Origin of the sequence: Marihabitans asiaticum, assembly GCF_007828725.1 — a bacterium.
Lineage (GTDB): Bacteria > Actinomycetota > Actinomycetes > Actinomycetales > Dermatophilaceae > Marihabitans > Marihabitans asiaticum.
Genome location: NZ_VIUW01000003.1, coordinates 44,776 through 68,531, shown reverse-complemented (window position 1 = coordinate 68,531; position 23,756 = coordinate 44,776). Strand labels below are relative to the sequence as shown.

Annotated in this window: 27 protein-coding genes and 2 tRNA genes; 10 read left to right on the top strand and 19 right to left on the bottom strand. The window is 71.9% G+C overall.

Going from position 1 to position 23,756, the window contains the following annotated elements:
* Positions 1-179: 179 nt before the first annotated feature.
* Entirely contained in the window at positions 180-479 is a 300-nt protein-coding gene (locus tag FB557_RS08495; protein ID WP_144857196.1) for an acylphosphatase, read from the bottom strand.
* A gap of 63 nt (positions 480-542) precedes the next feature.
* Between FB557_RS08495 and FB557_RS08490 the strand changes: the two genes are divergently transcribed.
* The 4 genes from FB557_RS08490 (at position 543) to FB557_RS08475 (ending at position 4,618) form a co-directional block, all read left to right on the top strand.
* Positions 543-2,462, top strand: a complete 1,920-nt coding sequence (locus FB557_RS08490; RefSeq protein ID WP_144857195.1) for an acyltransferase family protein — start codon at positions 543-545, stop codon at positions 2,460-2,462.
* Between the two features lie 34 nt (positions 2,463-2,496).
* On the top strand, positions 2,497-3,735 hold the full coding sequence (locus tag FB557_RS08485; protein ID WP_144857194.1) for an alpha-hydroxy acid oxidase: 1,239 nt from the start codon (positions 2,497-2,499) through the stop codon (positions 3,733-3,735).
* A gap of 236 nt (positions 3,736-3,971) precedes the next feature.
* Positions 3,972-4,220 (top strand): type II toxin-antitoxin system Phd/YefM family antitoxin, encoded by a 249-nt coding sequence (locus FB557_RS08480; protein WP_144857193.1) that lies wholly within the window; start codon positions 3,972-3,974, stop codon positions 4,218-4,220.
* Positions 4,217-4,618, top strand: a complete 402-nt coding sequence (locus FB557_RS08475; RefSeq protein WP_144857192.1) for a type II toxin-antitoxin system VapC family toxin — start codon at positions 4,217-4,219, stop codon at positions 4,616-4,618. Before FB557_RS08480 ends, FB557_RS08475 begins: the two co-directional genes overlap by 4 nt.
* 45 nt (positions 4,619-4,663) lie before the next feature.
* Here FB557_RS08475 and mutM read toward each other — a convergent pair whose 3' ends face one another.
* The 9 genes from mutM to FB557_RS08430 all read right to left on the bottom strand — a co-directional run bounded on the left by mutM (position 4,664) and on the right by FB557_RS08430 (position 12,530).
* Positions 4,664-5,524: a bifunctional DNA-formamidopyrimidine glycosylase/DNA-(apurinic or apyrimidinic site) lyase gene (mutM, locus tag FB557_RS08470; protein ID WP_144857191.1), complete on the bottom strand. Its 861-nt coding sequence runs from the start codon at positions 5,522-5,524 to the stop codon at positions 4,664-4,666.
* A gap of 1 nt (position 5,525) precedes the next feature.
* Complete coding sequence (gene rnc / locus FB557_RS08465) at positions 5,526-6,269, bottom strand: ribonuclease III (protein WP_144857190.1); 744 nt, start codon at positions 6,267-6,269, stop codon at positions 5,526-5,528.
* Between the two features lie 13 nt (positions 6,270-6,282).
* Positions 6,283-6,477 (bottom strand): 50S ribosomal protein L32, encoded by a 195-nt coding sequence (gene rpmF / locus FB557_RS08460; protein WP_144857189.1) that lies wholly within the window; start codon positions 6,475-6,477, stop codon positions 6,283-6,285.
* Between the two features lies 1 nt (position 6,478).
* On the bottom strand, positions 6,479-7,069 hold the full coding sequence (locus FB557_RS08455; RefSeq protein WP_144857188.1) for a YceD family protein: 591 nt from the start codon (positions 7,067-7,069) through the stop codon (positions 6,479-6,481).
* A 119-nt stretch (positions 7,070-7,188) separates the two neighbouring features.
* Positions 7,189-7,671 carry a pantetheine-phosphate adenylyltransferase gene (coaD, locus tag FB557_RS08450; protein WP_144857187.1) on the bottom strand — a complete coding sequence of 161 codons (483 nt, stop codon included), beginning with the start codon at positions 7,669-7,671 and terminating at the stop codon, positions 7,189-7,191.
* A 1-nt stretch (position 7,672) separates the two neighbouring features.
* Positions 7,673-8,038, bottom strand: a complete 366-nt coding sequence (locus FB557_RS08445) for a hypothetical protein (RefSeq protein ID WP_144857186.1) — start codon at positions 8,036-8,038, stop codon at positions 7,673-7,675.
* A gap of 18 nt (positions 8,039-8,056) precedes the next feature.
* Complete coding sequence (gene rsmD, locus FB557_RS08440) at positions 8,057-8,632, bottom strand: 16S rRNA (guanine(966)-N(2))-methyltransferase RsmD (RefSeq protein WP_144857185.1); 576 nt, start codon at positions 8,630-8,632, stop codon at positions 8,057-8,059.
* Positions 8,633-8,658: 26 nt separating this feature from the next.
* Positions 8,659-10,857, bottom strand: a complete 2,199-nt coding sequence (locus FB557_RS08435) for an ATP-dependent DNA helicase RecG (protein ID WP_144857184.1) — start codon at positions 10,855-10,857, stop codon at positions 8,659-8,661.
* Positions 10,857-12,530, bottom strand: coding sequence for a DAK2 domain-containing protein (locus FB557_RS08430; protein WP_246074608.1), 1,674 nt, complete (start codon positions 12,528-12,530; stop codon positions 10,857-10,859). The genes FB557_RS08435 and FB557_RS08430 overlap by 1 nt, the downstream gene beginning before the upstream one ends.
* A 198-nt stretch (positions 12,531-12,728) precedes the next feature.
* On the opposite strand from FB557_RS08430, the gene rpmB reads away from it, so the two are divergent.
* Positions 12,729-12,923, top strand: a complete 195-nt coding sequence (gene rpmB, locus FB557_RS08425) for a 50S ribosomal protein L28 (protein ID WP_144857183.1) — start codon at positions 12,729-12,731, stop codon at positions 12,921-12,923.
* Between the two features lie 19 nt (positions 12,924-12,942).
* Here rpmB and thiL read toward each other — a convergent pair whose 3' ends face one another.
* On the bottom strand, positions 12,943-14,013 hold the full coding sequence (gene thiL, locus FB557_RS08420; protein WP_144857182.1) for a thiamine-phosphate kinase: 1,071 nt from the start codon (positions 14,011-14,013) through the stop codon (positions 12,943-12,945).
* Between the two features lie 83 nt (positions 14,014-14,096).
* On the opposite strand from thiL, the gene FB557_RS08415 reads away from it, so the two are divergent.
* Positions 14,097-14,330, top strand: coding sequence for an Lrp/AsnC family transcriptional regulator (locus FB557_RS08415; protein WP_144857181.1), 234 nt, complete (start codon positions 14,097-14,099; stop codon positions 14,328-14,330).
* Between the two features lie 55 nt (positions 14,331-14,385).
* The gene (locus FB557_RS08410; protein WP_144857180.1) at positions 14,386-14,817 is read left to right on the top strand and encodes a DUF3515 family protein; all 432 of its coding nucleotides are present in this window, start codon (positions 14,386-14,388) and stop codon (positions 14,815-14,817) included.
* Between the two features lie 32 nt (positions 14,818-14,849).
* Here FB557_RS08410 and FB557_RS08405 read toward each other — a convergent pair whose 3' ends face one another.
* Positions 14,850-15,977 carry a D-alanine--D-alanine ligase family protein gene (locus FB557_RS08405; RefSeq protein WP_144857179.1) on the bottom strand — a complete coding sequence of 376 codons (1,128 nt, stop codon included), beginning with the start codon at positions 15,975-15,977 and terminating at the stop codon, positions 14,850-14,852.
* Between the two features lie 76 nt (positions 15,978-16,053).
* Between FB557_RS08405 and FB557_RS08400 the strand changes: the two genes are divergently transcribed.
* Entirely contained in the window at positions 16,054-17,133 is a 1,080-nt protein-coding gene (locus FB557_RS08400) for a trans-sulfuration enzyme family protein (RefSeq protein WP_144857178.1), read from the top strand.
* 12 nt (positions 17,134-17,145) lie between these two features.
* On the opposite strand, the gene FB557_RS08395 is transcribed toward FB557_RS08400, so the two are convergent.
* Positions 17,146-18,141 carry an NAD(P)H-dependent glycerol-3-phosphate dehydrogenase gene (locus FB557_RS08395; RefSeq protein ID WP_144857177.1) on the bottom strand — a complete coding sequence of 332 codons (996 nt, stop codon included), beginning with the start codon at positions 18,139-18,141 and terminating at the stop codon, positions 17,146-17,148.
* A gap of 16 nt (positions 18,142-18,157) precedes the next feature.
* Positions 18,158-18,925 carry a lysophospholipid acyltransferase family protein gene (locus FB557_RS08390; RefSeq protein ID WP_246074607.1) on the bottom strand — a complete coding sequence of 256 codons (768 nt, stop codon included), beginning with the start codon at positions 18,923-18,925 and terminating at the stop codon, positions 18,158-18,160.
* Positions 18,926-18,997: 72 nt separating this feature from the next.
* Between FB557_RS08390 and FB557_RS08385 the strand changes: the two genes are divergently transcribed.
* Positions 18,998-19,210, top strand: coding sequence for a hypothetical protein (locus tag FB557_RS08385; RefSeq protein WP_144857176.1), 213 nt, complete (start codon positions 18,998-19,000; stop codon positions 19,208-19,210).
* Between the two features lie 53 nt (positions 19,211-19,263).
* Here FB557_RS08385 and FB557_RS08380 read toward each other — a convergent pair whose 3' ends face one another.
* From FB557_RS08380 to leuC, 3 genes are all read right to left on the bottom strand, one after another.
* Positions 19,264-20,058 carry an HU family DNA-binding protein gene (locus FB557_RS08380; RefSeq protein ID WP_144857175.1) on the bottom strand — a complete coding sequence of 265 codons (795 nt, stop codon included), beginning with the start codon at positions 20,056-20,058 and terminating at the stop codon, positions 19,264-19,266.
* 134 nt (positions 20,059-20,192) lie between these two features.
* A complete protein-coding gene (leuD, locus tag FB557_RS08375; RefSeq protein ID WP_144857174.1) occupies positions 20,193-20,786 on the bottom strand; it encodes a 3-isopropylmalate dehydratase small subunit in 594 nt (197 codons plus the stop codon).
* A gap of 9 nt (positions 20,787-20,795) precedes the next feature.
* Entirely contained in the window at positions 20,796-22,229 is a 1,434-nt protein-coding gene (leuC, locus tag FB557_RS08370) for a 3-isopropylmalate dehydratase large subunit (protein WP_144857173.1), read from the bottom strand.
* Positions 22,230-22,376: 147 nt separating this feature from the next.
* Between leuC and FB557_RS08365 the strand changes: the two genes are divergently transcribed.
* Complete coding sequence (locus tag FB557_RS08365) at positions 22,377-23,126, top strand: IclR family transcriptional regulator (RefSeq protein ID WP_144857172.1); 750 nt, start codon at positions 22,377-22,379, stop codon at positions 23,124-23,126.
* Between the two features lie 322 nt (positions 23,127-23,448).
* Here the strand turns inward: FB557_RS08365 and FB557_RS08360 are convergent.
* Together FB557_RS08360 and FB557_RS08355 are read right to left on the bottom strand one after the other, a co-directional pair.
* A tRNA-Glu gene (locus FB557_RS08360) sits at positions 23,449-23,521 on the bottom strand.
* Positions 23,522-23,631: 110 nt separating this feature from the next.
* Positions 23,632-23,703 (bottom strand) — tRNA-Gln (locus FB557_RS08355).
* Between the last annotated feature and the right edge of the window lie 53 nt (positions 23,704-23,756).

The window sequence follows — 23,756 nt, the reverse complement described above, 5'->3', positions numbered from 1 at the left end:
CAAAAGGTCAGGTCGTCATCACCCTGGCTGAGAAGTCCTTGCCACTTGTGCCATCTGGTCAGAAGTGGCGGGCGAGTCGCGCGACCCGCCCGCCACTTCTGCCCCCAGGGCAGATCTGGCGCACCGCGCACACGACGAAGGGTGTTCGCGCCCGGTCGGACCCGTGTCCGACCAATCCCCTACTTCTCGACGAAGGTGTCCAGGCCACCCTTCGGCTGCGCGTCCTGGCGCACCACGGCGGTCACCTCACCCCGGCGCTCGGCGGAGGACGGTTGCTCCTCGAGGAGCTGGTGCAACCGGTCCAGCGCGGCCGGCTCACCCTCGGCGACCACCTCCACCCGCCCGTCCTCCATGTTCCGGGCGTGGCCGAGCAGGCCCAGCTCGAGGGCCCGGGCGCGGGTCCACCATCGGAACCCGACGCCCTGGACCCGCCCGCGGACGAAGAAGGTGGCGCGGCTGGTCGTCGTCTCGCTGCTCACCCGCACGACGGTACTGCGGTGCGCCTCCCCGGCGAACGCGCGCGAGCGACCTACCGTGACGCTGTGGGCGCCGCACTACCGCAGACATCGCCTGCCCGAGCGCACGAGCACGCCGGGCAGCCGGCGACGTCGCGCCCCGAGCGCGGCCGCCCGGGGCGGGGACACCTCCCCGGTCTGGACGGCCTGCGGGCGGTGGCGATCGTCGCCGTCCTCCTCTTCCACCTCGACCCCGACTGGCTGCCCGGCGGCTTCCTCGGGGTCGACGTCTTCTTCGTCATCTCCGGCTTCCTCATCACGACCCTCCTCGTGCGCGAGCGCGAGGGCACGGGCCGGATCGACCTGCCGGCGTTCTGGACCCGGCGTGCCCGCCGGCTGCTGCCCGCGCTGCTCGTCGTCGTCCCGGCCTGCATCCTCATCGCCCGCACCGTCGAGGCCGACCTGCTCGTCGGGATCCGACGCCAGGCTCTCGGGGCGCTGACCTTCTCGACCAACTGGCTCGAGATCGCCCAGGGCAGCGACTACTTCCACGCGACGTCGCCGCAGCTGTTCATGAACTTCTGGTCCCTCGCGGTGGAGGAGCAGTTCTACCTCTTCTGGCCCCTCGTGACGGTCGCGCTGCTGGCGGTTCACCGCCGCCTCGGGCTGCGGTGGGGGGTCATCGCGGGGGTGGTGCTGGGGTTCGGCGTGATCTCCGCGACCCTCATGGCGGTGCGGTACGACCCGGCGGACGTCACCCGGGTGTACTACGGCACCGACACCCACCTCGTCGGTCTCATGCTCGGGGCCGCTCTCGCCCTCGCCTGGGCGGGACCCTCACGCGCGGGGACGACGACGCCTCGGTGGCATGCCTGGCGGCGCGGCATCGTCCTCGGCTCGCTCGTCACCCTCGGCGCCCTGCTCGTGCTTGCCGGTGAGGGGTCGTCGTGGACCTTCCGCATCGGGATCCCCGCGGCGTCGCTGGCCACCGCCCTGCTGATCCTCGCGGCCGTCGAGCGCCCCGGTGCGCTGCGCTCAACCCTGGAGCTGGCGCCGCTGACCTGGATCGGTCGACGCAGCTACGGGCTGTATCTGTGGCACTGGCCGGTCATCCTCGTCATCGACCAGGACCTCCCGACCGCTCCGGGATCGGGTCAGTACGTCTGGACGAGGCTGTGGGCGGTCCTCGTCACCGTCGCCCTCGCCGACCTCTCCTACCGCTTCGTCGAGACACCGGTACGTCAGCTCGGGTTCGCCGGTGCGGCGCGAGCGGTCGGTCGGCGCGCGCTGTCGGCGGCACCCCGGGCCCGCCACATCGCGGTCGGCGCGAGTGTCGCGGCGACCGTCGCGCTGCTCGCGGTTTTGCTGACCGCCCCGGACAAGACCTCGACCCAGGCCACGCTGGAGGCCAACGCCGCGGAGGCGGCCGCTCCTCGGCAGACCGAGGAGGCGCCGGCGAAGGGGGACGAGGCCGACTTCACGATGCCGCGCGGCTCGGAGATCGACGTCTTCGGTGACTCGATGGTCGTCGGCAGCGTGCACGCCCTGCGCTACTACTTCCCCGGCATCCAGATCGACGCGAAGTCCAACCGGCGCTGGTCGGACGGGACGGAGCGGGTCGCCGCCGCGGGGGACTCGCTCCGCCGGGCGGTGGTCCTCGCCTACGGCACCAACGCCGGGACCGACGAGGAGGCCGTTGAGGCGCTGCTGGAGGAGATCGGCCCGGAGCGCATGGTCGTGCTGGTCAACCTCCACGCGGAGCGGCTCAGCCGGGTCGAGGGTGACAACGAGACGCTGCACGCGATCGCGGAGCAGCACCCCAATGTCGTCGTCGCCGACTGGCACGGGGCCGTCAGCGACGACCCGGACCAGCTGCAGGCCGACGGCATCCACCCGTCGCTGACCGGGGCTCACCTGTACGCAAAGGTGATCCGGGCGGCCTTCGCCGAGCTCAGCGAGAGCCGCACCGGCACCCCCGTCGAGCTCGAGGAGCTCCCCGTCCCCTGAGCGCTCCCGCCGCTGCGGCGGTAGGGTGCGGACCGTGGTCCAGCGTCAGCTCCCCCGCCCCGCCGACCTGCGCGAGCTCGTCGGCTTCCGCACGCCGCAGCTGAGCGCCAGACGGCGCCGACTCGCGTCGGCCCAGACGATCGCGGACCTGCGAGACATCGCCCGGCGCACCACGCCCAGGGCAGCCTTCGACTACACCGACGGCGCCGCCGAGGGCGAGATCTCGATCGCCCGCGCGCGGCAGGCCTTCTCCGACGTCGAGCTGCACCCGTCGGTGCTGCACGACGTCACCCGGGTCGATACCACCTGCACCGTCTTCGGTGGGACGTCCTCCCTGCCCTTCGGGATCGCCCCCACCGGCTTCACCCGACTCATGCACACCGAGGGCGAGATCGCCGGAGCAGGCGCCGCCGGTGCGGCCGGCATCCCCTTCGCCCTGTCCACGCTCGGCACGGCCGCCATCGAGGACGTCGCGGCGGCGAACCCGCAGGGGCGCAACTGGTTCCAGCTCTACGTCATGCGCGACCGCGCGATCAGCTACGGGCTCGTCGAGCGGGCCGCCGCGGCCGGCTTCGACACGCTGCTCTTCACCGTCGACACCCCGGTCGCGGGGGCGCGGCTGCGCGACCTGCGCAACGGCTTCTCCATCCCGCCGGAGATCACCGCCCGCACGGCGCTCGACATCGCCACCCACCCGAGGTGGTGGTTCGACCTGATGACGACCGAGCCGCTGGAGTTCGCCTCGCTCACCTCGACCGACGGCACGGTGGGCGAGCTGATCGACGCCGCGTTCGATCCCTCGGTCGGCTACGACGACCTCGCCGCCGTCCGGGAGATGTGGCCCGGCCGGCTCGTGGTCAAGGGCGTGCAGACGGTGGCGGATGCTCGCCGGCTCGTCGACTGCGGCGTGGACGGGATCGTCCTGTCCAACCACGGCGGCCGCCAGCTGGACCGTGCTCCCGTCCCCTTCCACCTGCTGCCCCAGGTGGTCCGGGAGGTGGGTCAGCAAACCGAGGTCACCCTCGACACCGGGATCATGCACGGCGCTGACGTGGTTGCCGCGCTCGCGCACGGGGCGCGGTTCACGATGGTCGGCCGGGCCTACCTCTACGGCCTGATGGCCGGGGGCCGCGAAGGGGTGGACCGGGCCATCGAGATCCTCCGCGGCCAGATTGAGCGCACCATGCGCCTGCTGCAGGTCGCCTCGCTCGAAGAGCTTGAGCCCGGTCACGTCACCCAGCTACAACGGCTCGCGCCGCGCCCGCTCGCCTAGTCACCACCCGGCCCGCTCACGCGGTGGCGATCAACGTGTTCATCCGATGCTCGATGGACTCGGCCATCATGGCGATCTCCCGCTTGCGGATGGCGTTCCTCCGTGCGGCGTCGCGCCACCCGGCGAGCGCTCCGGCTACACGCGCGGTCCGCGCCCTGGCCTGTGCGGGCGAGAGGCCATCGTGCACACCGCGAGCAAGAGTAGATATAAGTAGACATTCTCACTACCCTAGGGATATGAAGACGATCACCGTCGCGCAGCTGCGGCAGAACCCCACTGACATGTTTGCTGAGGTCGAAGCTGGCGAGACCTACACGGTGACCCGCCACAACCGTGCGATCGCACAGGTCGTTCCTCGCCCTCATTCGGTTCAGCTCCTGCCGCCCAAGCGTCGAGGCGGCTCACGACTCGCTGACCTGCCCCGCCACGAACTACGTACCGCTGCCACCATCGAGGAACTGCTGGCCGACGAACGCGACCGATGACCGTCTACTACCTCGACACCTCGGTGGCTCTGCGAGCTCTGCTCGGACACTCTGCCTCAGCAGCGGCATGGATTGACCGCACCACAGCCGAGGAGCAGCACGTGGTGGTCTCATCGCGCATTCTCCGAACCGAACTCACCCGCGTGCTCCGCCGAGAAGGCCTGCCGGTGAAGCTACGCGACGAGGTCCTCGACTCGCTGTCCCTTGTTCCCATCACCGACGGAGTATTGGCGGCAGCCGAGGCCCTCGAGCCACACGTGAAAACGCTGGACGCCATCCATCTCGGCTCGGTGATCGCTGCCGGGCTAGACGCCACGATCGTCAGTCACGACGCCGGCATGCTCGCCGCCGCCACCTCACTGGGCTACCCAACCCACGATCCCGTGATGGAGTCCTGAACCAGCGCATCCCTCGGGTAGACCAGCTCGAAGCCGTCGCGCCACTCACCGCAACCGCTGGCAGCGTGGGCAGAAGTGGCTCGACCTGTTCATGAACTGCTCGCGCGCCATGGGCGCGCCGCAGCGCTTGCAGGGAAGGCCTTCGCGGCCATAGGCATCCAGGGAGCGGTCGAAGTAGCCAGAGGCGCCGTTGACGTTGACGTAGAGGGCGTCGAAGCTCGTCCCGCCCTGCTTCAGGGCCTGATCCATGACCTCGCGGGCGTGGCCGAGCAGCCGCTCGATCGCCGGCTTGGTCAGCGCAGAGGCGGGGCGCTCGCCGTGGGTGCGTGCCCGCCAGAGCGCCTCGTCGGCGTAGATGTTGCCGATTCCCGAGACCACCCGCTGGTCCAGGAGCACCCGCTTGATCCCGCTGGAGCGGGCCTTGATCGTGCGGGCGACGGCCCGGGCGTCGAAGGCGGGGTCGAAGGGGTCGGGTGCCACGTGCCCGACGGCCTCGGGCAGACCGTCCTCGCGAAGGGTGGAGAGCGAGAGCCCGCCGAAGGTGCGCTGGTCGACGAAGCGCAGCTGGGGTCCGTCGTCGGCGAAGTCGAGCCGGGCGTGCAGGTGCCGCTGGTCGGGCGAGTCCGGCGGCCCGACGAGCATCTGCCCGCTCATCCCGAGGTGCACCACGAGGGCGTCCTCGGGACGGTCCGCGCCCGGTGGGCGAAGGGCGAGCCAGAGGTACTTGCCGCGGCGGTGCGCGCCGGTGACGGCCGACCCGACGACGCGGGCGACGAGGTCGTCTGGTCCGGCCAGGTGGCGCCGGGCGACCCTGGTGCCGCGCAGCTCGACGGCCGCGATCGTTCGACCGGCCACGTGCTCCTGCAGACCGCGGCGCACGACCTCGACCTCGGGCAGCTCAGGCACGTCAGGACTGCTCGAGCTGGGCCGCGAGCAGCTGATATGCGCCTTCGGCTGCCTGCTGCTCGGCCACCTTCTTGGTCCGGCCAGAGCCACTGCCCCGCTCGACGCCGTCGACGACCACGGTCGCGGCGAACACCTTCTCGTGGTCCGGCCCCGAGGCCTCGACGTGGTAGCGGACCACCCCTTCGCCGATCTTGGCCGCGACCTCCTGCAGCGAGGTCTTCCAGTCCAGCGCGGCGCCGAGGGTCGCGCTGCGGCGCATCACCGGCCCGAGCAGCGCATGGACCAGGCGTCCCGCGGCGTCGAACCCCCGGGGATGGGGGCTGGAGAGGTAGGTGCAGCCGATGACCGCCTCGAGGGTGTCGGCGAGGATCGACTCCTTCTCGCGTCCACCGGTCCCCTCCTCGCCCTTGCCGAGCCGGACGAAGTGGCCGAGGTCGATGGTCCGGGACACCTCCGCCAGGGCGTGCATGTTGACCACCGCCGCGCGCAGCTTGGCCAGCTCTCCCTCGGAGAGATCGCCGTGGGTCCGGAAGAGGTGGTCGGTGACGACGAGGCCGAGCACCGAGTCACCGAGCAGCTCCATGCGCTCGTTGTGCGGGACGCCGCCGTTCTCGTACGAGTACGAGCGATGGGTGAGGGCACGCACGAGCAGCGGCTCGTCGAGCGGCTCCTCGGTCAGCTCGGTGAGCGTGACGAGGAGCTCCTCGACGGGCCGCTGCGCGATGGTGTCTCGCTGTGCCGTCACAGCAAGACCGGGCTCAGCCCTCGTGCTCGGTGCGGTCCGCAGTCGCGTAGTAGCGACCCTTGTAGGTACCGCACGACGGGCACGCCTGGTGGGCGGGAGCCGGAGCCTTGCACTGCGGGCAGGTCGACAGCGCCACCGGCGTCGCCTTCCAGTTCGCCCGGCGCGAGCGGGTGTTGGAGCGCGACATCTTCCGCTTCGGGACAGCCACGTCAGGTCCTCTTCTCTTCGTCGTCCTCTCCCTCGGTGGCCAGAGGCTGCAAGGCCTCGAGCGCGGCCCACCGCGGGTCTATCACGTCGTGCTGGTGGTCCGGGTCGTCCTCGAGCCTGAACCCGCACTGCGAGCACAGGCCGGGGCAGTCCTCCCGGCACACCGGTTGGAACGGCAGCGCAGCGAGCACCGCGTCCCGAAGCACCGGGTCGAGGTCGACCATGTCGTCCTCGATCCGCAGCTCCTCGTCGTCGTCCTGCTGCGTCGCCACCTCGCGGTGGTGCGCGGCCCGATCGGGCCAGACGTAGAGCTCCTGGAACGAGGAGTCGACCGGCAGGTCGACCTCGTCCAGGCACCGCACGCATGCCCCGGTCGCCGTGGCGGTGACCGTCCCGGTCACGAGGATGCCCTCGTGCACCGACTCGAGGCGCAGGTCGAGGTCCATCGGGTCCTCGGGCCGGACGGCCAGCACGTCGGTGCGGAAGTCCGGGGGCGGCTCGACCGTGCGGCGCACTTCGCTCATAGATCCGGGCCGTCGTCCGACATCCCTGACGTTCAGGGCGAAGGGCGAGGCAGGGTCGGTGTGCTCCATGACTCCACACAGTTTCGTACGGGACGGCCCACGCCAGTTGTGACGCAGACCGACTGGTTACGGTACCGGAGCCCGGGCGCCCGCCCCAAACCGACGCGTCTGGTGCAGGCCGGACCTCCTCAGTCCTGCCGCAGCCGCTCGACCAGGGCGGCTCGCACCCCTTCGCCCACCATGCCCGTGACATCGCCGCCGAAGCGCACGACCTCCTTGACCAGCGAGCTGGAGACATGCTCGAGCGAGGGCTCCCCGGGGATGAAGAGGGTCTCGATGCCGGTGAGCTGCCGGTTCATCAGCGCCATCGGCATCTCGTAGGCAAGGTCGGTGCCGCCGCGCAGACCCTTGAGGATCAGGGTGGCGCCGACCTCCGCGCACACGTCGACGAGCAGCCGGTTCGCGAAGGCCTGTACCCGTACCTGCGGCAGGTCGCCCACCTCGTCCTCGATGAAGGCGATGCGCTCCTCCACCGAGAAGGTGCCCTGCTTCGCCGGGTTGTGCAGGACCGCGACGACCACCTCGTCGACGAGCTGCGCAGCGCGACGAAAGACGTCGACGTGCCCAGCGGTGACCGGGTCGTAGGAGCCGGGGCAGACGGCGACCGTCATGTCACTGGCCGGTGTCGTCGCTGTCGAGGAGGCCCTCGTCCTCGGCCTGCCCGACGATGCGCCGCAGCTGGGGCAGGGAGGCGCAGCCGGCGTCGAGCAGCTCGACGTGGGCCTCGGCGTGCTCCTCCTCACCGTGGTGCTGCTCGTGGCGGGTGATCGCCCGTCGACGCTGGAGCGTCGGCAGCGCCACCTCCTCCTCGGCCACAGCGTGCGCGACGTGCAGCTCGGCGAAGGCGCGCCGGGCGGCGTCACGATGCAGGCCGACCGTGCGCATCCCGCGGAGCAGGTCCTCGAAGAGACGGTGGTCCTCGAGGATGAGTCGGACGATGTCGCCGGAGGCAGGTCGGGGGATGACGTAGTCGCTCACCCCGGAGAACCTACCGGCTCAGATCTGGTAGTCCGGCGCCCAGGGGCGGGCGAACCACAGCACCGTCTCGCCGTAGGCCTTGCGGTCCTCGCAGACCATCCCCTCGGGCCAGGTCGGCTCCGGGCTCCGGCTGGAGCGCTCCACGACGACGACCGCCTCGGGGCTGAGCCAGTCCCGCGACAGGAGCAGCTCGAGCACCTCGCTCATCTCGCTCTCCGGCAGGTCGTAGGGCGGGTCGGCGAGCACGACGTCGTAGGCGAGCCCTGCGGGCTGCTGCAGCACCGATTGCACCGTCGCGGCCTGCACCCGGGCGCCGCCGACCCCGACCTCGTCGATGTTCGCGCGGATCACCCCGACGGTGCCGCGGTGCGACTCGACGAGCAGGACCGAGCTGGCGCCCCGGCTGGCGGCCTCGAGCCCGAGCGCCCCCGAGCCTGCATAGAGGTCCATGACGTGCCCGCCGTCGACGAGGTCGCGCGCCTCGAGCGCCGAGAAGAGCGCCTCACGCACGCGATCGCTCGTGGGACGAGTCCGGTCACCGCTCGGGGTGCGCAGCCGCCGCCCTCCCGCGCTGCCGCTGATGATCCGCGTCATGCCTCCATCCTGCGGCATCGCCTCGGTCAGGACTTCTCCAGGTAGGCCGCCTGCTCCTCCTCGGCCCACCGGGAGACCGCGGCGGCGAGGTCCGGGTGAGCGTCCAGCCCGGGGTCCTGGGCGAGCACCGCCTCGACGTCGGCGCGGGCGACCTCGATGACCTCCTCGTCCCGGAGCAGGGAGAGGTGGCGCAGCGAGGAGCGCACCCCCGACTGCGCGGTGCCGAGCACGTCTCCCTCGCGGCGCTGGGCGAGGTCCAGACGCGCCAGCTCGAAGCCGTCGCTCGTCGCGGCGAGCGCCTGCAGGCGGGTCTGGGCGGCGTCGGACTCGTTGCCCGAGACGATCAGGCAGACCCCGGGGTGCCCGCCGCGACCGATCCGTCCCCGCAGCTGGTGCAGCTGAGAGATGCCGAAGCGGTCGGCGTCCAGGACGACCATGACGCTGGCGTTGGGCACGTCGACGCCGACCTCGATGACGGTCGTCGAGACGAGCACGTCGACCTCCCCGGAGGTGAACGCCGTCATCACCGCGTCCTTCTCCTCCGCCGGCAGCCGCCCGTGCATCACCGCGGTCCGCATCCCGGCCAGAGCGGGCACCTCCTCGAGCAGGGCCTTCGTCCCCAGGACGTCCGCGAGGGGTCGCTCGACCGCGCCCGCGGCCTCGACCTGCTCGCCGTCGGCCTCGTCGTCGCCGACCTCGATCTCGCTGAGCAGGTCGACGCCGTCCTCGAGCTCGTCCCCGATCCGCGGGCACACGACGTAGGCCTGGCGACCGGCCGCGATCTCCTCGGCCACCCGTGACCACATCCGCTCGACCCACCGCGCGTTGCCGGCGGGCACGACGTGGGTGCTCACGGCCTCGCGTCCCCCCGGCCGGTCGCGAAGGGTCGAGACGGCCATGTCGCCGAAGACGGTCATCGCCACGGTGCGCGGGATGGGCGTCGCGGTCATCACGAGCAGGTGCGGCGGGTGCTCGCCCTTGGCTCGCAGGGCATCGCGCTGCTCGACGCCGAAGCGGTGCTGCTCGTCGATGACCACCAGCGCGAGGTCGGCGAAGTCGACCCGGTCCTCGAGCAGCGCGTGCGTCCCGACGACGATCCCGGCCTGGCCGGAGACGATCTCGAGCAGGGCCTCACGGCGGGCCGCGGCGCTCATCGACCCGGTGAGCAGCCTGACCCGGGTGGCCTGCTCGGCGCCCCCCAGCATCCCCTCCTCGGCGAGGTCGCCGAGGAGGGCGCGGATCGTGCGCTCGTGCTGCGCCGCGAGCACCTCGGTCGGTGCGAGCAGAGCCGCCTGCCCGCCGGAGTCGACCGCCGCGAGCATCGCCCGCAGCGCCACCACCGTCTTGCCCGAGCCGACGTCTCCCTGCAGCAGCCGGTGCATCGGCGTCTCACCGGCGAGCTCGCCGAGGATCTCCTCACCGACCTCGCGCTGGCCTGCGGTGAGCTCGAAGGGGAGCCGGTCGTCGAAGGCGGCCAGCAGCTCACCTTCCCCCCTTCGCGGGCGGGTCAGCTCACGGGCGCGGAGCAGGCGGCGCTGACCGAGCAGGCACTGCAGGACGAAGGCCTCCTCGAAGCGCAAGGTCGCCCGCGCCCGCCTCACGTCCTCCATGGTGTGCGGAGCGTGCAGCGCGCTGAGCGCCTCACGGCGCGGCAGCAGCCCGCGGCGCTCCCGGACCTCCTCTGGCACCGGCTCGGTGACCGAGTCGAGCTGCTTGAGCACGACCCGGACCGCGGCGGAGATCCCCCACGACTGCACACCGGGCACGTGCCGGTAGATCGGGATCAATCCCCCTTCGTCCACCGCGAGCTCACCCAGGGCAGCGACCGACTCCAGCGTCGAGTAGGCGGGGTGGGCCAGCTGTCGGCGCCCGCGGTACTCCCCCACCTGCCCGGCGAAGAGGAAGGTCCTGCCCACCTGGAGGTTCTGCTCGTGCCCGTAGGCGCGGAAGAAGGTGACGTCCATCCGGCTGCGGCCGTCGGTGATGACGACCTCGAGCATCCGTCCCTTGCGGTTGCGCATGGAGCGGCCCTTCGCCGACTCCACGGTCGCCACCGCGACGAGGTAGTCGCCCACGGCCGGAGCACCGAGGTCTGCCGCGGTGGTTCGGTACCGCCGCGGGGCGAAGTCGAGCAGGTCGGCGACGGTGGTGATGCCACGGTGGGTGGCGAGCTTGGCCGCGGCCTGCCCGACCAGGCCCTTCAGCCGGGTCTGCTCGGTCGCCACTACTCGACCCCGATGAGGACGGGGTAGTGCGACTGACCACCGTCGACGACCTCGACCTCGACCCCGGGAGCGGACGACTCGGCGGCGTCGGTGAGCGTCTCGAGCAGGCCCGGGTCCACCCCTTCGCCCGCGACGAGGGTGACCAGCTCGACCCCGGACCCGCAGAGCCGCTCGAGCACCTGCCCGGCGACCTGCTCGAGGTCCTCGCCGACGATGGTGATGTCGCCGCCGACGATCCCGAGGGCGTCGCCGACGCGGCACGGACCGCCCGAGGTCAGGCCGTCCTTGACGGCGATCGTGACCGCGCCGTGGCGGGTAGCCGCCGCGGCGCGCGTCATCGTGATCTGGTTGTGCCGGGCATCGGCCGCCGGGTCGTACACGGCGAGGGCCGCGATGCCCTGCACCACCGTCGTCGACTCCACCACGTGCACCTGCTGCCCCTCCTGACCGGCCGCCTGCGCGCAGGCGTTCGCGGCGAGCAGGGTGTCGCGGTCGTTCGGCAGGAGAAGCACGTCACCGGAGCCGGTCCCGCGGACCGCGTCGAGCAGCTCGCCCGCGGAGGCACGCCGCCCCGGACCGGAGGTGACCACCCGCGCTCCCGCCTGCTCGAAGACCTCAGCGATGCCCGGGCCGGCCGCGCAGGCGACGACGGCCAGACCGACCCGGGGCGGCGGGTGCACGATGTGCTCCAGCGGGGTGACCTGCACGTCGTGGGGGTGGCCCGCGGCCAGCCCCGCCTCGAGCGCGGCGCCGATGTCGTCGGTGTGCACGTGCACCCGCACCCGCTCGCCGTCGCCGCTCACGACGACGCTGTCGCCCAGCCGGTCCAGCCCCTGCCTGAGGTCCTCCAGGGCCGCCTCCTCGACGCCGTCGAGCAGGTACATCACCTCGAAGCCGGGGTCGTGCTCCGTCCCGTCCTGCTCCCCCTCGTGGTCGCCCTCGATCGCACTGGGCTCGGACCGCCAGCCCGGTCGCCGCTGCAGGTCGAGGTTCATCATGAAGTCGTCGACCTCGAAGCGGTCGACCGGCTGCTGCTCGTGCACGACCCGGTCCAGTGCCTCGACGAAGAGGAGGAGACCGGCGCCACCGGCGTCGACGACACCGGCGTCGGCGAGCACCGTCAGCTGCGAAGGGGTGCGGGCCAGTGCCTCGCGGGCGGCGCCGACGACGGCGGTGGTCAGGGCCGCCAGGTCGGCCCCGTCGTCCGCCACGGTCCGCGCCGCTCGAGCAGCGGCGTCGGCGACGGAGAGGATGGTCCCCTCCTTGGGCCGGACGACGCTCTCGCGGGCCCGCCGGGCCGCGGCCTCCAGGGCCGATGCGATGGCGTCCACCCCGACCGTCTCGCCGGCCGAGCGGGTGAGCTCCTCGCTCACCCCGCGGATCAGCTGGCTGAGGATGACGCCGGAGTTGCCTCGGGCAGAGAGCATCGCGGCCCGGGAAATCGCGGCCGCCTCACCGGCCAGGTCGACCTGACCGAGGACCCCGCAGCGCTCGTGGTCGGAGCGCACGGCGTCGAGAGCCTGGTCGAGGGTGAGGTAGAGGTTGGTCCCGGTGTCGCCGTCGGGCACGGGGAAGACGTTGAGCGCGTCGATCTCGGCGCGACGGGCGGCCAGCGCGGCCCGGGTCATGACGGCCCAGCGGCGCAGCGCGTCGGCGTCGAGGGCGGTGATCACCCTCCGCACGCTAGCCGACGCCCGCCGGCAGGACTCGGCGTTTTGGTGGCGCGCTACGGCCTCGGCTACCCTGGACCGGTTGCCTGAGCAGGCCGCTGCCCCGACTCGACCTTCGTGCGAGCCCAGTGCGCGCCGCGTGACCCAGGCACACAGCTAGTACGTGATCGATACCGCTCAATCCACTCAAGGAGACACCCCGTGGCTGCCAACTGCGACGTCTGCGGCAAGGGCCCGAGCTTCGGGCACTCCATCTCGCACTCCCACCGCCGCACCAAGCGACGCTGGAACCCCAACATCCAGCGCGTCAAGGCTCGGGTCGGCGAGGGCGGCAGCACGCCGAAGCGGATGAACGTGTGCACCTCCTGCCTCAAGGCGGGCAAGGTCACCCGCTGACCCGACTCTCTGCACGACGTCAGGGCCGGTCCGTCTCGGACCGGCCCTTCGTCGTCCCTGGCAGTGCGCGCGGACCCGCGACACCCTCCCGGCCCGCAGTCGAGCGGTCGAAGTGGTCCCACCCGGTGACCTCGACACGCTGGCCGTCGAGGGTGACCGGCGACTCGGCGTCGTGAGCCGCCGCGACGGCACCGATCGCGAGCCAGCCGTGCGGCGGACGGGCCGTCGGGCCGAAGGTCGCGAGCAGAGAGTGCTCCTCACCGCCGCCGAGGACGTCCGCCCAGGCCGCCTCCTCGCCGACGACCTCCGCGAGGGCGGCGACCTGCACGGCCAGCAGGTCGGACTCCAGGTCGAGCCGCACATCGCTGGCCCGGGCGACCCGGCTCGCGTCGCGCACCAGCCCGTCGGAGAGATCGATCATCGACGTCGCGCCGGCCGCAGCCGCCTCCGCGCCGGCCTCCCACGGCGGCCGAGGGGCGCAGTGGTCCGCGACGAGCTGCGCCGCCGCGCCGGTCATCTCCTCCCGAGCGGCCCCCTGCCCCAGCAACCTCAACCCGGCGCCCGAGCGCCCCAGCGATCCGCGGACGGCCACCACGTCTCCTGGGCGCGCCCCTGCCCGGGTCACCGGAGCCCGCCCCTCGAGGTCCCCGATCGCGGTCATCCCGAGGAGCACCACCCCACCTGGGGCCGCCGAGACATCCCCGCCGACGACCACGGTGCCCGCCTCTGCGGCGGCCGCTGACACCCCTTCGCCCAGCTGGAGCAACCAGCGCAACGGCAGGTTTGGCTCGGAAGCCACCGTGAGCAGCAGACCCGTGGGCCGGGCCCCCATCGCGGCGAGGTCGCTGACGTTCTGCGCGACGAGCTTGCGGCCCACCTCCTGTGGGAGCGACCAGTCGTCGCGCCAGTCCACCCCCTTGACCATCGTGTCCGTCGTGGCGACGACGGACACGTGCGCCGCGAGCACCGCCGCGTCGTCGCCGACCCCGACCCGCACCGTGGCGGACGTGTGACGGGTGAGGACCGGCAGCAGCTCGGCGAGGATGTGCTCCTCGTCCAGCTCGCCGAGGGTCGTCGTGTCGTCGATCACCTCGCCACGATCTCATCCGCCCTCGCTACCGAGCGGGGAGCGGGTAGCGTGCGACTGCCCGACGGTCGAGAAGAGGAGACGCCATGGTCCACGCGTTCGTGCTCATCCAGACAGATGTCGGCCGGTCCACCGATGTGCGGCAGGCGCTGAGCGAGATCGACGGCGTGGCCGAGGCCAAGGAGGTCACCGGCCCCTACGACGTCGTCGCCCAGCTCGAGGCCGGGTCGATGGACGATCTCGGCCGGCTCGTCCTGGCCCGGGTCCAGCAGGTCGAGGGCATTACCCGCACCCTGACCTGCCCGGTCGTCGAGGCCTGACCTGAGCACCCGCCCGTCCCCGACCGGCCGGCAGGCCCTCACCGCCGCGCTGGTCGTGCTCGTCACCGCGGCTCTGGCCGTCGCCGTCTACCTCACGCGCACCGCCGACGTCGAGGTCGGCCTCCCTCCTGGCGCCGACGACGACGCCTGCGCCGCGGCCGGCGCCCGCTGGCCGGCCGACGTGGCCGGCGAGGCGGCGCGACCGACGGCGCCGGAGCACCGGGCCGTCCGGGCATGGGGAAATCCGGCCGTCATCGCCCGCTGCGGGGTTCCGCCCCTCGGCCCGACGACCGAGCAGTGCATCAGCGTCGACGGCATCGACTGGGTCGCCAGCCGCCTCGACGACGGGGTGAGGCTGACCACCTTCGGCACCACCCCCGCGATCGAGTTGCTCGTACCGCAGGACTACGCCCCCGCTCCCCTGCTGCTCCCCGCCTTCGCCGAGGCCGCCGGCGAGCTGCCGCCGAACGGCCGCCGCTGCTCCTGAGGGCGTCCGCGGTGCCGCGGTCGAGGTGAGCGTCAGCGCAGCCCGACCGGCCGGTTCAGCGCCAGCTGGATCAGGTCGTCGATGAGCTCGGGGTAGCTCACGCCGCTCGCCTCCCACATGCGCGGGTACATCGAGTGCGGGGTGAAGCCGGGCATCGTGTTGATCTCGTTGATGAGGACCTCGCCGCGCTCGGTCACGAAGCAGTCGACCCGGGCCAGGCCCTCGCACCCCAGCGCCTCGAACGCGGCGCCGGCCAGCCGCCGGACCTCCTCGCTCACGTCGTCGGGCAGCTCCGCCGGGCAGGAGAGCCGGACCGCAGCCTCGTCCAGGTACTTCGCCTCGAAGTCGTAGAAGTCGTGCCCGTGCCCGCTCTCGAGCATGATCTCGCCGGGCAGCGAGGTCCGTGGGGACTCGGTCCCGTGCCCCTCGAGCACCGCGCACTCGATCTCTCGGCCCTCGATACCCGCCTCGACGATGACCTTGAGGTCGTGCGAGCGCGCCACCTCGACCGCCGCCTCGAGACCGTCGACGGAGTCGACCTTGCTCACCCCCATCGACGAGCCCGCCCGGCACGGCTTGACGAAGACGGGGAAGCTCAGCGCCGCCGCGGCATCCATCGCCGCCGCCTTGTCGGCGCGCCACTGCCGGTCGGTGATCACGGTGTACGGCCCCAGTGGCAGACCCGCACCGGCGAAGACGACCTTCATGTAGTGCTTGTCCATGCCCGCCGCAGAGGCAAGGACGCCGGAGCCGACGTAGCGCACGTCGGCCAGCTCGAGCATCCCCTGCAGCGTCCCGTCCTCGCCGTACGGCCCGTGCAGCAGCGGGAAGACGACGTCGACCTCGCCGAGCGCGCGCGGGGGCTGCCCCGGCTCCTGCACGAGCAACGACCGGTCGCCGACGGCGGTGGACAGGGCGACCTCGGTGCCGCTGTGCGCCACCTCGGGGGTGTGGTCCGTGGTCAGCTGCAGCGGGTCCGGGTCGTCCTCGACCAGCACCCACGAGCCGTCTCGGGCGACCCCGACCGGGACGACGTCGTAACGCTCCCGGTCGATGGCCCGCAGGACACCGGCGGCGGTGGCGCAGGACACGGCGTGCTCGGAGGACCGGCCGCCGAAGACGACAGCCACCCGGGGCTTGCGGGTCTCATCGGTAGTCATCAGGACCCGACTCTAGTGCGCGGGCTCGCCCCGCCAGCGTCAGCGCCGCCGTGTCGCCGTCGCTACCCTGTCGCCCATGACCGCCGGGCACCACGACCACCCTCTCTCGCCGGCCACCCAGGTGGTGGCCCTCGGTCGCCCCGGCCGCGACCCGGGGGCGCCGCTGAACGTCTCCCCTACCTTCACCTCCACCTACATCGCCGACGGCCCGGTCAACTACGCCCGGGGCGGCAACCCCACCTGGACGGCCCTGGAGGAGGCGGTCGGCGCCCTCGAAGGCGGCGATGCGCTCGCCTTCGCCTCGGGGATGGCGGCCGTCTCGGCCGTCCTCTCCCTCGTGCCGGCCGGGGGGACCGTGCTCGCCCCCTTCGCCGCCTACAACGGGGTAGTCGTCGCGCTGACCGAGGCGGCCGAGGCCGGACGGCTCACCGTGCGCTGGATCGACGTGACCGACGACGAAGGGGTCCGAGCCGCTCTCCCCGGCGCCGACCTGCTCTGGTTGGAGTCGCCGACCAACCCCCTGCTCGACGTCGCCGACCTCGACGGCCTGGTGCGCGCGGCGCACGAGGCGGGCGCGCTGGCGGCGGTGGACAACACCTTCGCCACCCCGCTGCTGCAGCAGCCGCTGCGCTCCGGCGCCGAAGTCGTCGTGCACTCCGCGACGAAGTACCTCTCCGGGCACTCCGACGTCATCCTCGGGCTCACCGTGACCCGGCCCGACCTGACGCAGGTCCAGGCCCGGCTCGCCCGGCACCGGCAGCTCGGCGGCGGCATCGCCGGGCCGATGGAGGCCTGGCTCGTGCTGCGCGGCCTGCGCACCCTCTCGGTGCGCCTGGAGCGCGCCTGCGCCAACGCGGCCGAGCTGGCCAGCCGGCTCGGGGGCCACGAGCGAGTCACCAGGGTGCGCTACCCCGGCTTTGGCGCGATCGTCTCGATCGAGGTGAGCGGAGGGGCGAAGGGGGCCGAGCAGGTCGCGACCTCGACCCGGCTCTGGTCGCACTCGACGAGCCTGGGCGGCGTGGAGTCCCAGCTCGAGCGACGCCGGCGCCAGCCCGGCGAGCCGGAGTCGACCCCGGTCGACCTGCTGCGGCTCTCGGTCGGGGTCGAGGACGTCGAGGACCTCTGGCGCGACCTGGACCGGGCCCTGCGCTCCTGACGGCGGACGGGCTCAGTCCGTCTCGGGCTTGCGGGCGCGGGCGAGCAGGTCGTGCACGACCTCCTCGGGCGACTTGCCCTCGTGGACGCAGGCGTTGACCTGCTCGGTGATCGGGACCTCGACGTCGTGGTGCTGAGCCAGCGCCAGGATCGAGGCGCACGACTTCACCCCTTCGGCCGTCTGCTGCTGCTCTGCCTGGATGTCCTCGACCGACATCCCCTGGCCCAGCCTGACCCCGAAGGAGTGGTTGCGAGACAGCGGCGACATGCAGGTCGCGATGAGGTCGCCGACCCCCGCGAGCCCGGCGAAGGTGCGCGCGTCCGCCCCCAGCGCGACGCCCAGGCGAGTGATCTCGGCCAGGCCGCGGGTGATGATCGAGGACTTCGTGTTGTCACCCATGCCCAGGCCCTCGGCCATGCCGACGGCGAGGGCGATGACGTTCTTCACCGCGCCGCCGACCTCGGCCCCGACGATGTCGGGCGAGGTGTAGGGACGGAAGTAGCGCGTGGCGCAGGCGGCCGCGAAGCGGTCGGCGACCGCGGCGTCGGCGCAGGCAACGACCGTGGCGGCCGGCTGGCGCTGGACGATCTCGCGCGCGAGGTTGGGTCCGGAGACGACGACGATCCGGTCGGTCGGGACCCCACCGGCCTCGGAGATGACCTCGCTCATCCGCTTCGTCGTGCCGAGCTCGACACCCTTCATGAGGGAGACGACGACCTGGCCGTCGAGGACGTCTCCCCAGCGCGAGAGGTTGTCGCGCAGGGACTGGCTGGGGATCGCCAGCACCGTCGCCCAGGCGCCGTCGACGGCCTCGCGGGGGTCTGCGGTCGCCGAGATCGCGTCCGGCAGCTGGTGGCCCGGGAGGTAGCGCTCGTTGCAGCCGGCGTTGATCTGGTCGACCTGCTCCTGGCGGTGGGACCAGATGACGACGTCGTTGCCGGCGTCGGCCAGCACCGTGGCGAACCCGGTCCCCCAGCTGCCGCCACCTAGGACTGCGATCTTGCTCATCATGCTCCTCCTTCGCTCAGCCGCGGCTGACCGGTCGCGCTCCCCGCGTGTAGTCGCCGGTCAGGGGCATCCCGTGCGCCCTTGGGTCGAACCGTACTGCGGGTGCACGCTCGCCGCGCAGCACTTCGAGCTCGTCGGTGATGCCGCGCATGATCCGGTTCGTCGCCTCGACGCACGCTTCGGCGCTCGGCGTCCCGTCGTCGTAGAGGTCGGACAGGTCGACCGGAGGGCCGTAGCGCACGTGGATCGTCGTGCGGGGGAAGAGTCGAGGCAAGCGGCCGTACGGCGCGAGGATCTCCTGCGGGCCCCACTGGGCGATCGGGATGACCGGGCAGCGGGCCTCCAGTGCCAGCCGGGCGGCGCCGGTCTTGCCACGCATGGGCCACAGGTCGGGGTCTCTCGTGAGGGTTCCCTCGGGGTAGATCGCGACGCACTGGCCGCGGTCGAGGGCCTGGACGGCCCGCCCGAGGACCTCCGCCGCGCTGCTCGTCTCGCGCTCGACCGGCACCTGGCCCGCGTGCCGCAGGATGTACCCCAGCACGGCCGAGTCGAAGAGCTCGCTCTTGGCCAGGTAGACCGGCGCGATCCCGCGGTCGTAGAGCACGTGCGCCCAGGGGAAGGGGTCGGCGTAGGACAGGTGGTTCGGGGTGACGATGAAGCCGCCGCTCTCGGGCAGGTTCTCCAGCCCGCGCACCGAGTAGTCCATGAGCAGGCGAAGGGGTGGCCGCAGCACGTTGGCGACGAACCGGTACATCGGCGGTACCGGGGTGCGGTGCTCGACCACCTAGGCGCTCCTTCGACCTTGAGGGCTCTCATGAGAGGAGATGCCACGATAGCCAGACCTACACTCACGCCCATGCAGGTGACGGTTCTTCGTGTCGAGACGACCTCGCGGGTCGCCGACGCCGTCGTCGTGACCGATTCCGGGCACCGGCTTACCGTCCCGGGGTCGGTGGTGGCAGGCAGCAGGCTCCGGCACCTCCGGCCGGGTCAGCGTCTGCACGTCACGGTGTCACCCGACGGCTCGGAGGTCGAGCGCATCGGGCTGACCGTGCACGACGTGAGCTGACGAGGATCCTCGGCGCCGCCGGTCTCGGGGCCGCGCCGCGGCTCGCTCGCGCGTCAGGAGCCGGACTTCTTCGCGGTGCTCTTCTTCGCGGTGCTCTTCTTCGCCGGAGACTTCTTGGCGGTGGACTTCTTCGCCGACGACTTCTTCGCGGCACCACCACCCGAGCTCGACTTCTTCGCCGTGCTCTTCTTCGCCGCAGACTTCTTCGCAGCACCACCACCCGAGCTCGACTTCTTCGCCGCCGACTTCTTCGAGGCACCACCACCCGAGCTCGACTTCTTCGCCGCCGACTTCTTCGAGGCACCACCACCCGAGCTCGACTTCTTCGCCGCGGACTTCTTGGCGGTGGACTTCGTCGCGGCACCACCACCCGAGCTCGACTTCTTCGCCGCCGACTTCTTCGCGGCGCTCTTCCTCGGCGAGGCAGAGCCCTCGTCCTCGCTCGGGCTCGCGGACCCCTTCGCCGGCGCAGCCCTCGTGGGCAGGCCGGCCAGCCGTGCGGCCGATTCGACCACAACGGTCGCGGTGCCCACCGCGGCACGGGCGACGGCCGGTGCCGCCTTGGGCAGGGACGTCGGGTCGGCGACGTAGCTCTTGAAGCTCGAGGCCGGCTTGAAGCGCGGGACGGACGTCTGCGGGATCCGCACCGCTTCCCCGGTACGGGGGTTGCGACCGGTCCGCGCGGCCCGGGCCGCCTTCTCGAACGTCCCGAAGCCGGTGATCGCGACCTTGCCGCCCTTGCTCACCTCTCGGACGATCGCGTCGAGCACAGCGTCCAGTGCCTCCGTCGCAGCCTTGCGGCTGCCCAGCGCCTGCTCGATCGACTTGATGAGTTCTGCCTTGTTCACGAGTGCTCCATCGTCCAGCGCCGGCGTCCCCGGCTCTCGGAGGCCGGGCGCCGTTGCTCGACCTACCCTGACGGTAGAGCGAGCAGCGCCAGAGGTCCATCACCTCGAGGACGAGGCCCGCCCGTCGTGCCGGTTCAGCGAAGCGTGGTCGTGGGCTTGTGCGACGGCCTCCCGGCCTCGAAGGCGTCGACGTCCTCGACGTGCGAGAGGGTCAGCCCGATGTCGTCGAGCCCCTCCAGCAGCCGCCATCGCGTGTACTCGTCGACCTCGAAGGCGCAGACGATGTGGTCGGCGGTCACCGTCTTGGCCGTGAGGTCGACGGTGACTTCCGCACCCGGGTTGTTCTCCAGGTGCTTCCACAGCAGCTCGACGTCGTCCTGCGAGACCTGCGCGGTGAGCAGCCCCTGCTTGCCGGAGTTGCCGCGGAAGATGTCGGCGAAGCGGGAGGAGATGACGACACGGAAGCCGTAGTCCATGAGCGCCCACACGGCGTGCTCACGTGAGGACCCGGTGCCGAAGTCAGGGCCGGCGACGAGCACCGAGCCGTGACGGAACGGCTCGGCGTTGAGCACGAAGTCGTCGGCCTTGCGCCAGGCGGCGAAGAGCCCGTCCTCGAATCCGGTGCGCGAGACGCGCTTGAGGTAGACGGCCGGGATGATCTGGTCGGTGTCGACGTTGCTCCGTCGCAGCGGGACGCCGATCCCGGTGTGGGTGGTGAACTTCTCCATCGCTCCTCCTCAGGCGCTCTGGGCCTGGGCCGCGCGACCCGTCGGCATCGGGTCGAGGTCGGCGGGGCTGGACAGGGTGCCGCGCACCGCGGTCGCCGCGGCGACGAGCGGGCTCACGAGGTGGGTGCGCCCGCCCGTGCCCTGTCGTCCCTCGAAGTTGCGGTTGGACGTCGAGGCGCTGCGCTCTCCGGGGGCGAGGGTGTCGGGGTTCATCCCGAGGCACATCGAGCAGCCCGGCAGCCGCCACTCGGCGCCGGCCTCGGCGAAGGTGCGGTCCAGCCCTTCGGCCTCGGCCTGCAGCCTGACCCGGGCCGAGCCGGGGACGACGAGCATCCGCACTCCCTCGGCGACCCGCCGACCCTTGATCACCTCAGCCGCAGCGCGCAGGTCCTCGATCCGCCCGTTGGTGCACGACCCGACGAAGACGGTGTCCACGGCGATCGCGCGCAGCGGCGTCCCCGCGGTGAGGCCCATGTACTCCAGGGCGCTGCGGGCGGCCGCCTTGGCGGTGTCGTCGCCCATGGCCTCCGGGTCGGGGACCGCCTCGGCCAGGGGGGCCCCCTGGCCCGGGTTCGTGCCCCAGGTGACGAAGGGGGTGAGCTCGGCGGCGTCGATGACGACCTCGGCGTCGAAGACGGCGTCGTCGTCGGTGCGCAGCTCGCGCCAGTCGGCGAGCGCCGCCTCCCAGTCCGCCCCCTGCGGCGCGTGGTCGCGCCCGCGGAGGTACTCGAAGGTGGTCTCGTCGGGGGCGATCATCCCCGCCCGTGCGCCCGCCTCGATCGACATGTTGCACACCGTCATCCGGGCCTCCATCGAGAGCGACTCGATCGCCTCGCCCCGGTACTCGAGCACGTAACCCTGCCCTCCCCCGGTACCGATCTTGGCGATGACGGCGAGGATGACGTCCTTGGCCGTCACGCCGGGCTGCAGCTCACCGCGTACGGTGATCGCCATCGTCTTGAAGGGGCGCAGCGACAGGGTCTGTGTAGCCAGCACGTGCTCGACCTCGCTGGTCCCGATGCCGAAGGCGAGTGCCCCGAAGGCGCCATGGGTCGAGGTGTGGCTGTCCCCGCAGACCACGGTCATGCCCGGCTGGGTCAGACCCAGCTGCGGACCGACGACGTGAACGATGCCCTGCTCGGCGTCGCCCATCGGATGCAACCGGATGCCGAACTCCTCGCAGTTGCTGCGCAGCGTCTCGACCTGGGTCCGGCTCACCGGGTCGGTGATCGGGCCCGGGGTGGTCGGCACGTTGTGATCCTCGGTGGCGAGGGTGAGGTCGGGGCGGCGGACGTCACGGCCCGCGAGCCGCAAACCCTCGAAGGCCTGCGGGCTGGTCACCTCGTGCAGGAGGTGAAGGTCGATGTAGATGAGGTCGGGTTCCCCGTCGACCCGGCGGACGACGTGCTGCTCCCACACCTTCTCGGCCAGCGTCCTGCCCATCGCGTGGTCACCTGCTCTCGTGAAAGACGTTCTCGGCCTGGTCGCTCGCGGGCCCACCCAGGGCGGACGGCGCCAGATCGCGAGAGTCCCACCGAGGTCACACCGACCGGTATTGCGTCTCACGAAATGAGATGTAAGTATCAGTACATGGACAACGGAAGTGGTGTCGGCGTCCTCGACAAGGCCGCCGTCGTGCTCAGCGCCCTCGAGGCCGGCCCGTCGACCCTTGCCCAGCTCGTGACGGCGACCGGCCTGGCCCGGCCGACCGCGCACCGGCTGGCGGTCGCGCTCGAGCACCACCGGCTCGTCGGGCGGGACATGCAGGGACGCTTCATCCTCGGCCCCCGGCTCGGAGAGCTCGCCGCCTCGGCCGGTGAGGACAAGCTGCTCGTCGCGGCCAACCCGGTCCTCGGTGCCCTGCGCGACCACACCAACGAGTCGGCACAGCTCTTCCGCCGGCAGGGCGAGCACCGGGTGTGCGTCGCCGCAGCGGAGCGACCGGTGGGCCTGAGGGACTCCATCCCCGTGGGCGCGACCCTGTCGATGCTGGCGGGCTCTGCCGCCCAGGTCCTCCTCGCCTGGGAGGAGCCGGACCGCCTGCACCGGGGGCTGCATGGCGCGGCCTTCACCGCGACGGTGCTCTCGCAGGTGCGCCGCCGAGGGTGGGCACAGAGCGTGGGCGAGCGCGAGGCTGGCGTGGCCTCGGTGTCGGCGCCGGTGAGATCACCCTCCGGCCGGGTCATCGCCGCGGTCTCCATCTCGGGACCCATCGAGCGACTCTCCCGCCAGCCCGGTCGCATGCACGCGGCCACCGTCATCGCCGGAGCGAACAAGCTCACCGAGGTGCTCGAGCGCCACGCCCGCGCCGCCGAGGCCGCCGACCGCGACATCGAGTAGACCCACCTTCCAACTCCCGCCCACCCTCCCCTTCGCAGATCCCCGGGGAGCCTCAGACCAACGGTCATCGCTCGTACTGCGCAGATCCCCGGGGAACCTCAGACCAACGGTCACCCCTCGTACTGCGCAGATCCCCGGGGAACCTCAGACCAACGGTCATCGCTCGTACTGCGCAGATCCCCGGGGATCTGCGACGTGAGGTTCCCCGGGGATCTGCGACGTGAGGTTCCCCGGGGATCTGCGAAAGCGACGTCTGCGAAGGGGGTGCCACCGGACATGCGAAGACCCCCAGGACCGATGGTCCTGGGGGTCTCGACTGGCGTAGCCCCGACGGGATTCGAACCCGCGCTACCGCCTTGAGAGGGCGGCGTGCTAGGCCACTACACAACGGGGCCATGCTGCTCTGCGCGGCCTGTCGGCCGTGCGGACAACGGAGAGAACCATACCTGCCGGGAGGGAAATCTCCGAATTCGTCGCCCTCGCCCGTCGGGCGAGAGCCTCAGCGCTGGGGTACCAGGACTCGAACCTAGAACGACTGAACCAGAATCAGCTGTGTTGCCAATTACACCATACCCCAAGGGGTATCACTGCCCCTTCGTTCTTCTCCCGAAGGAGAACCCGCGCGGGCAG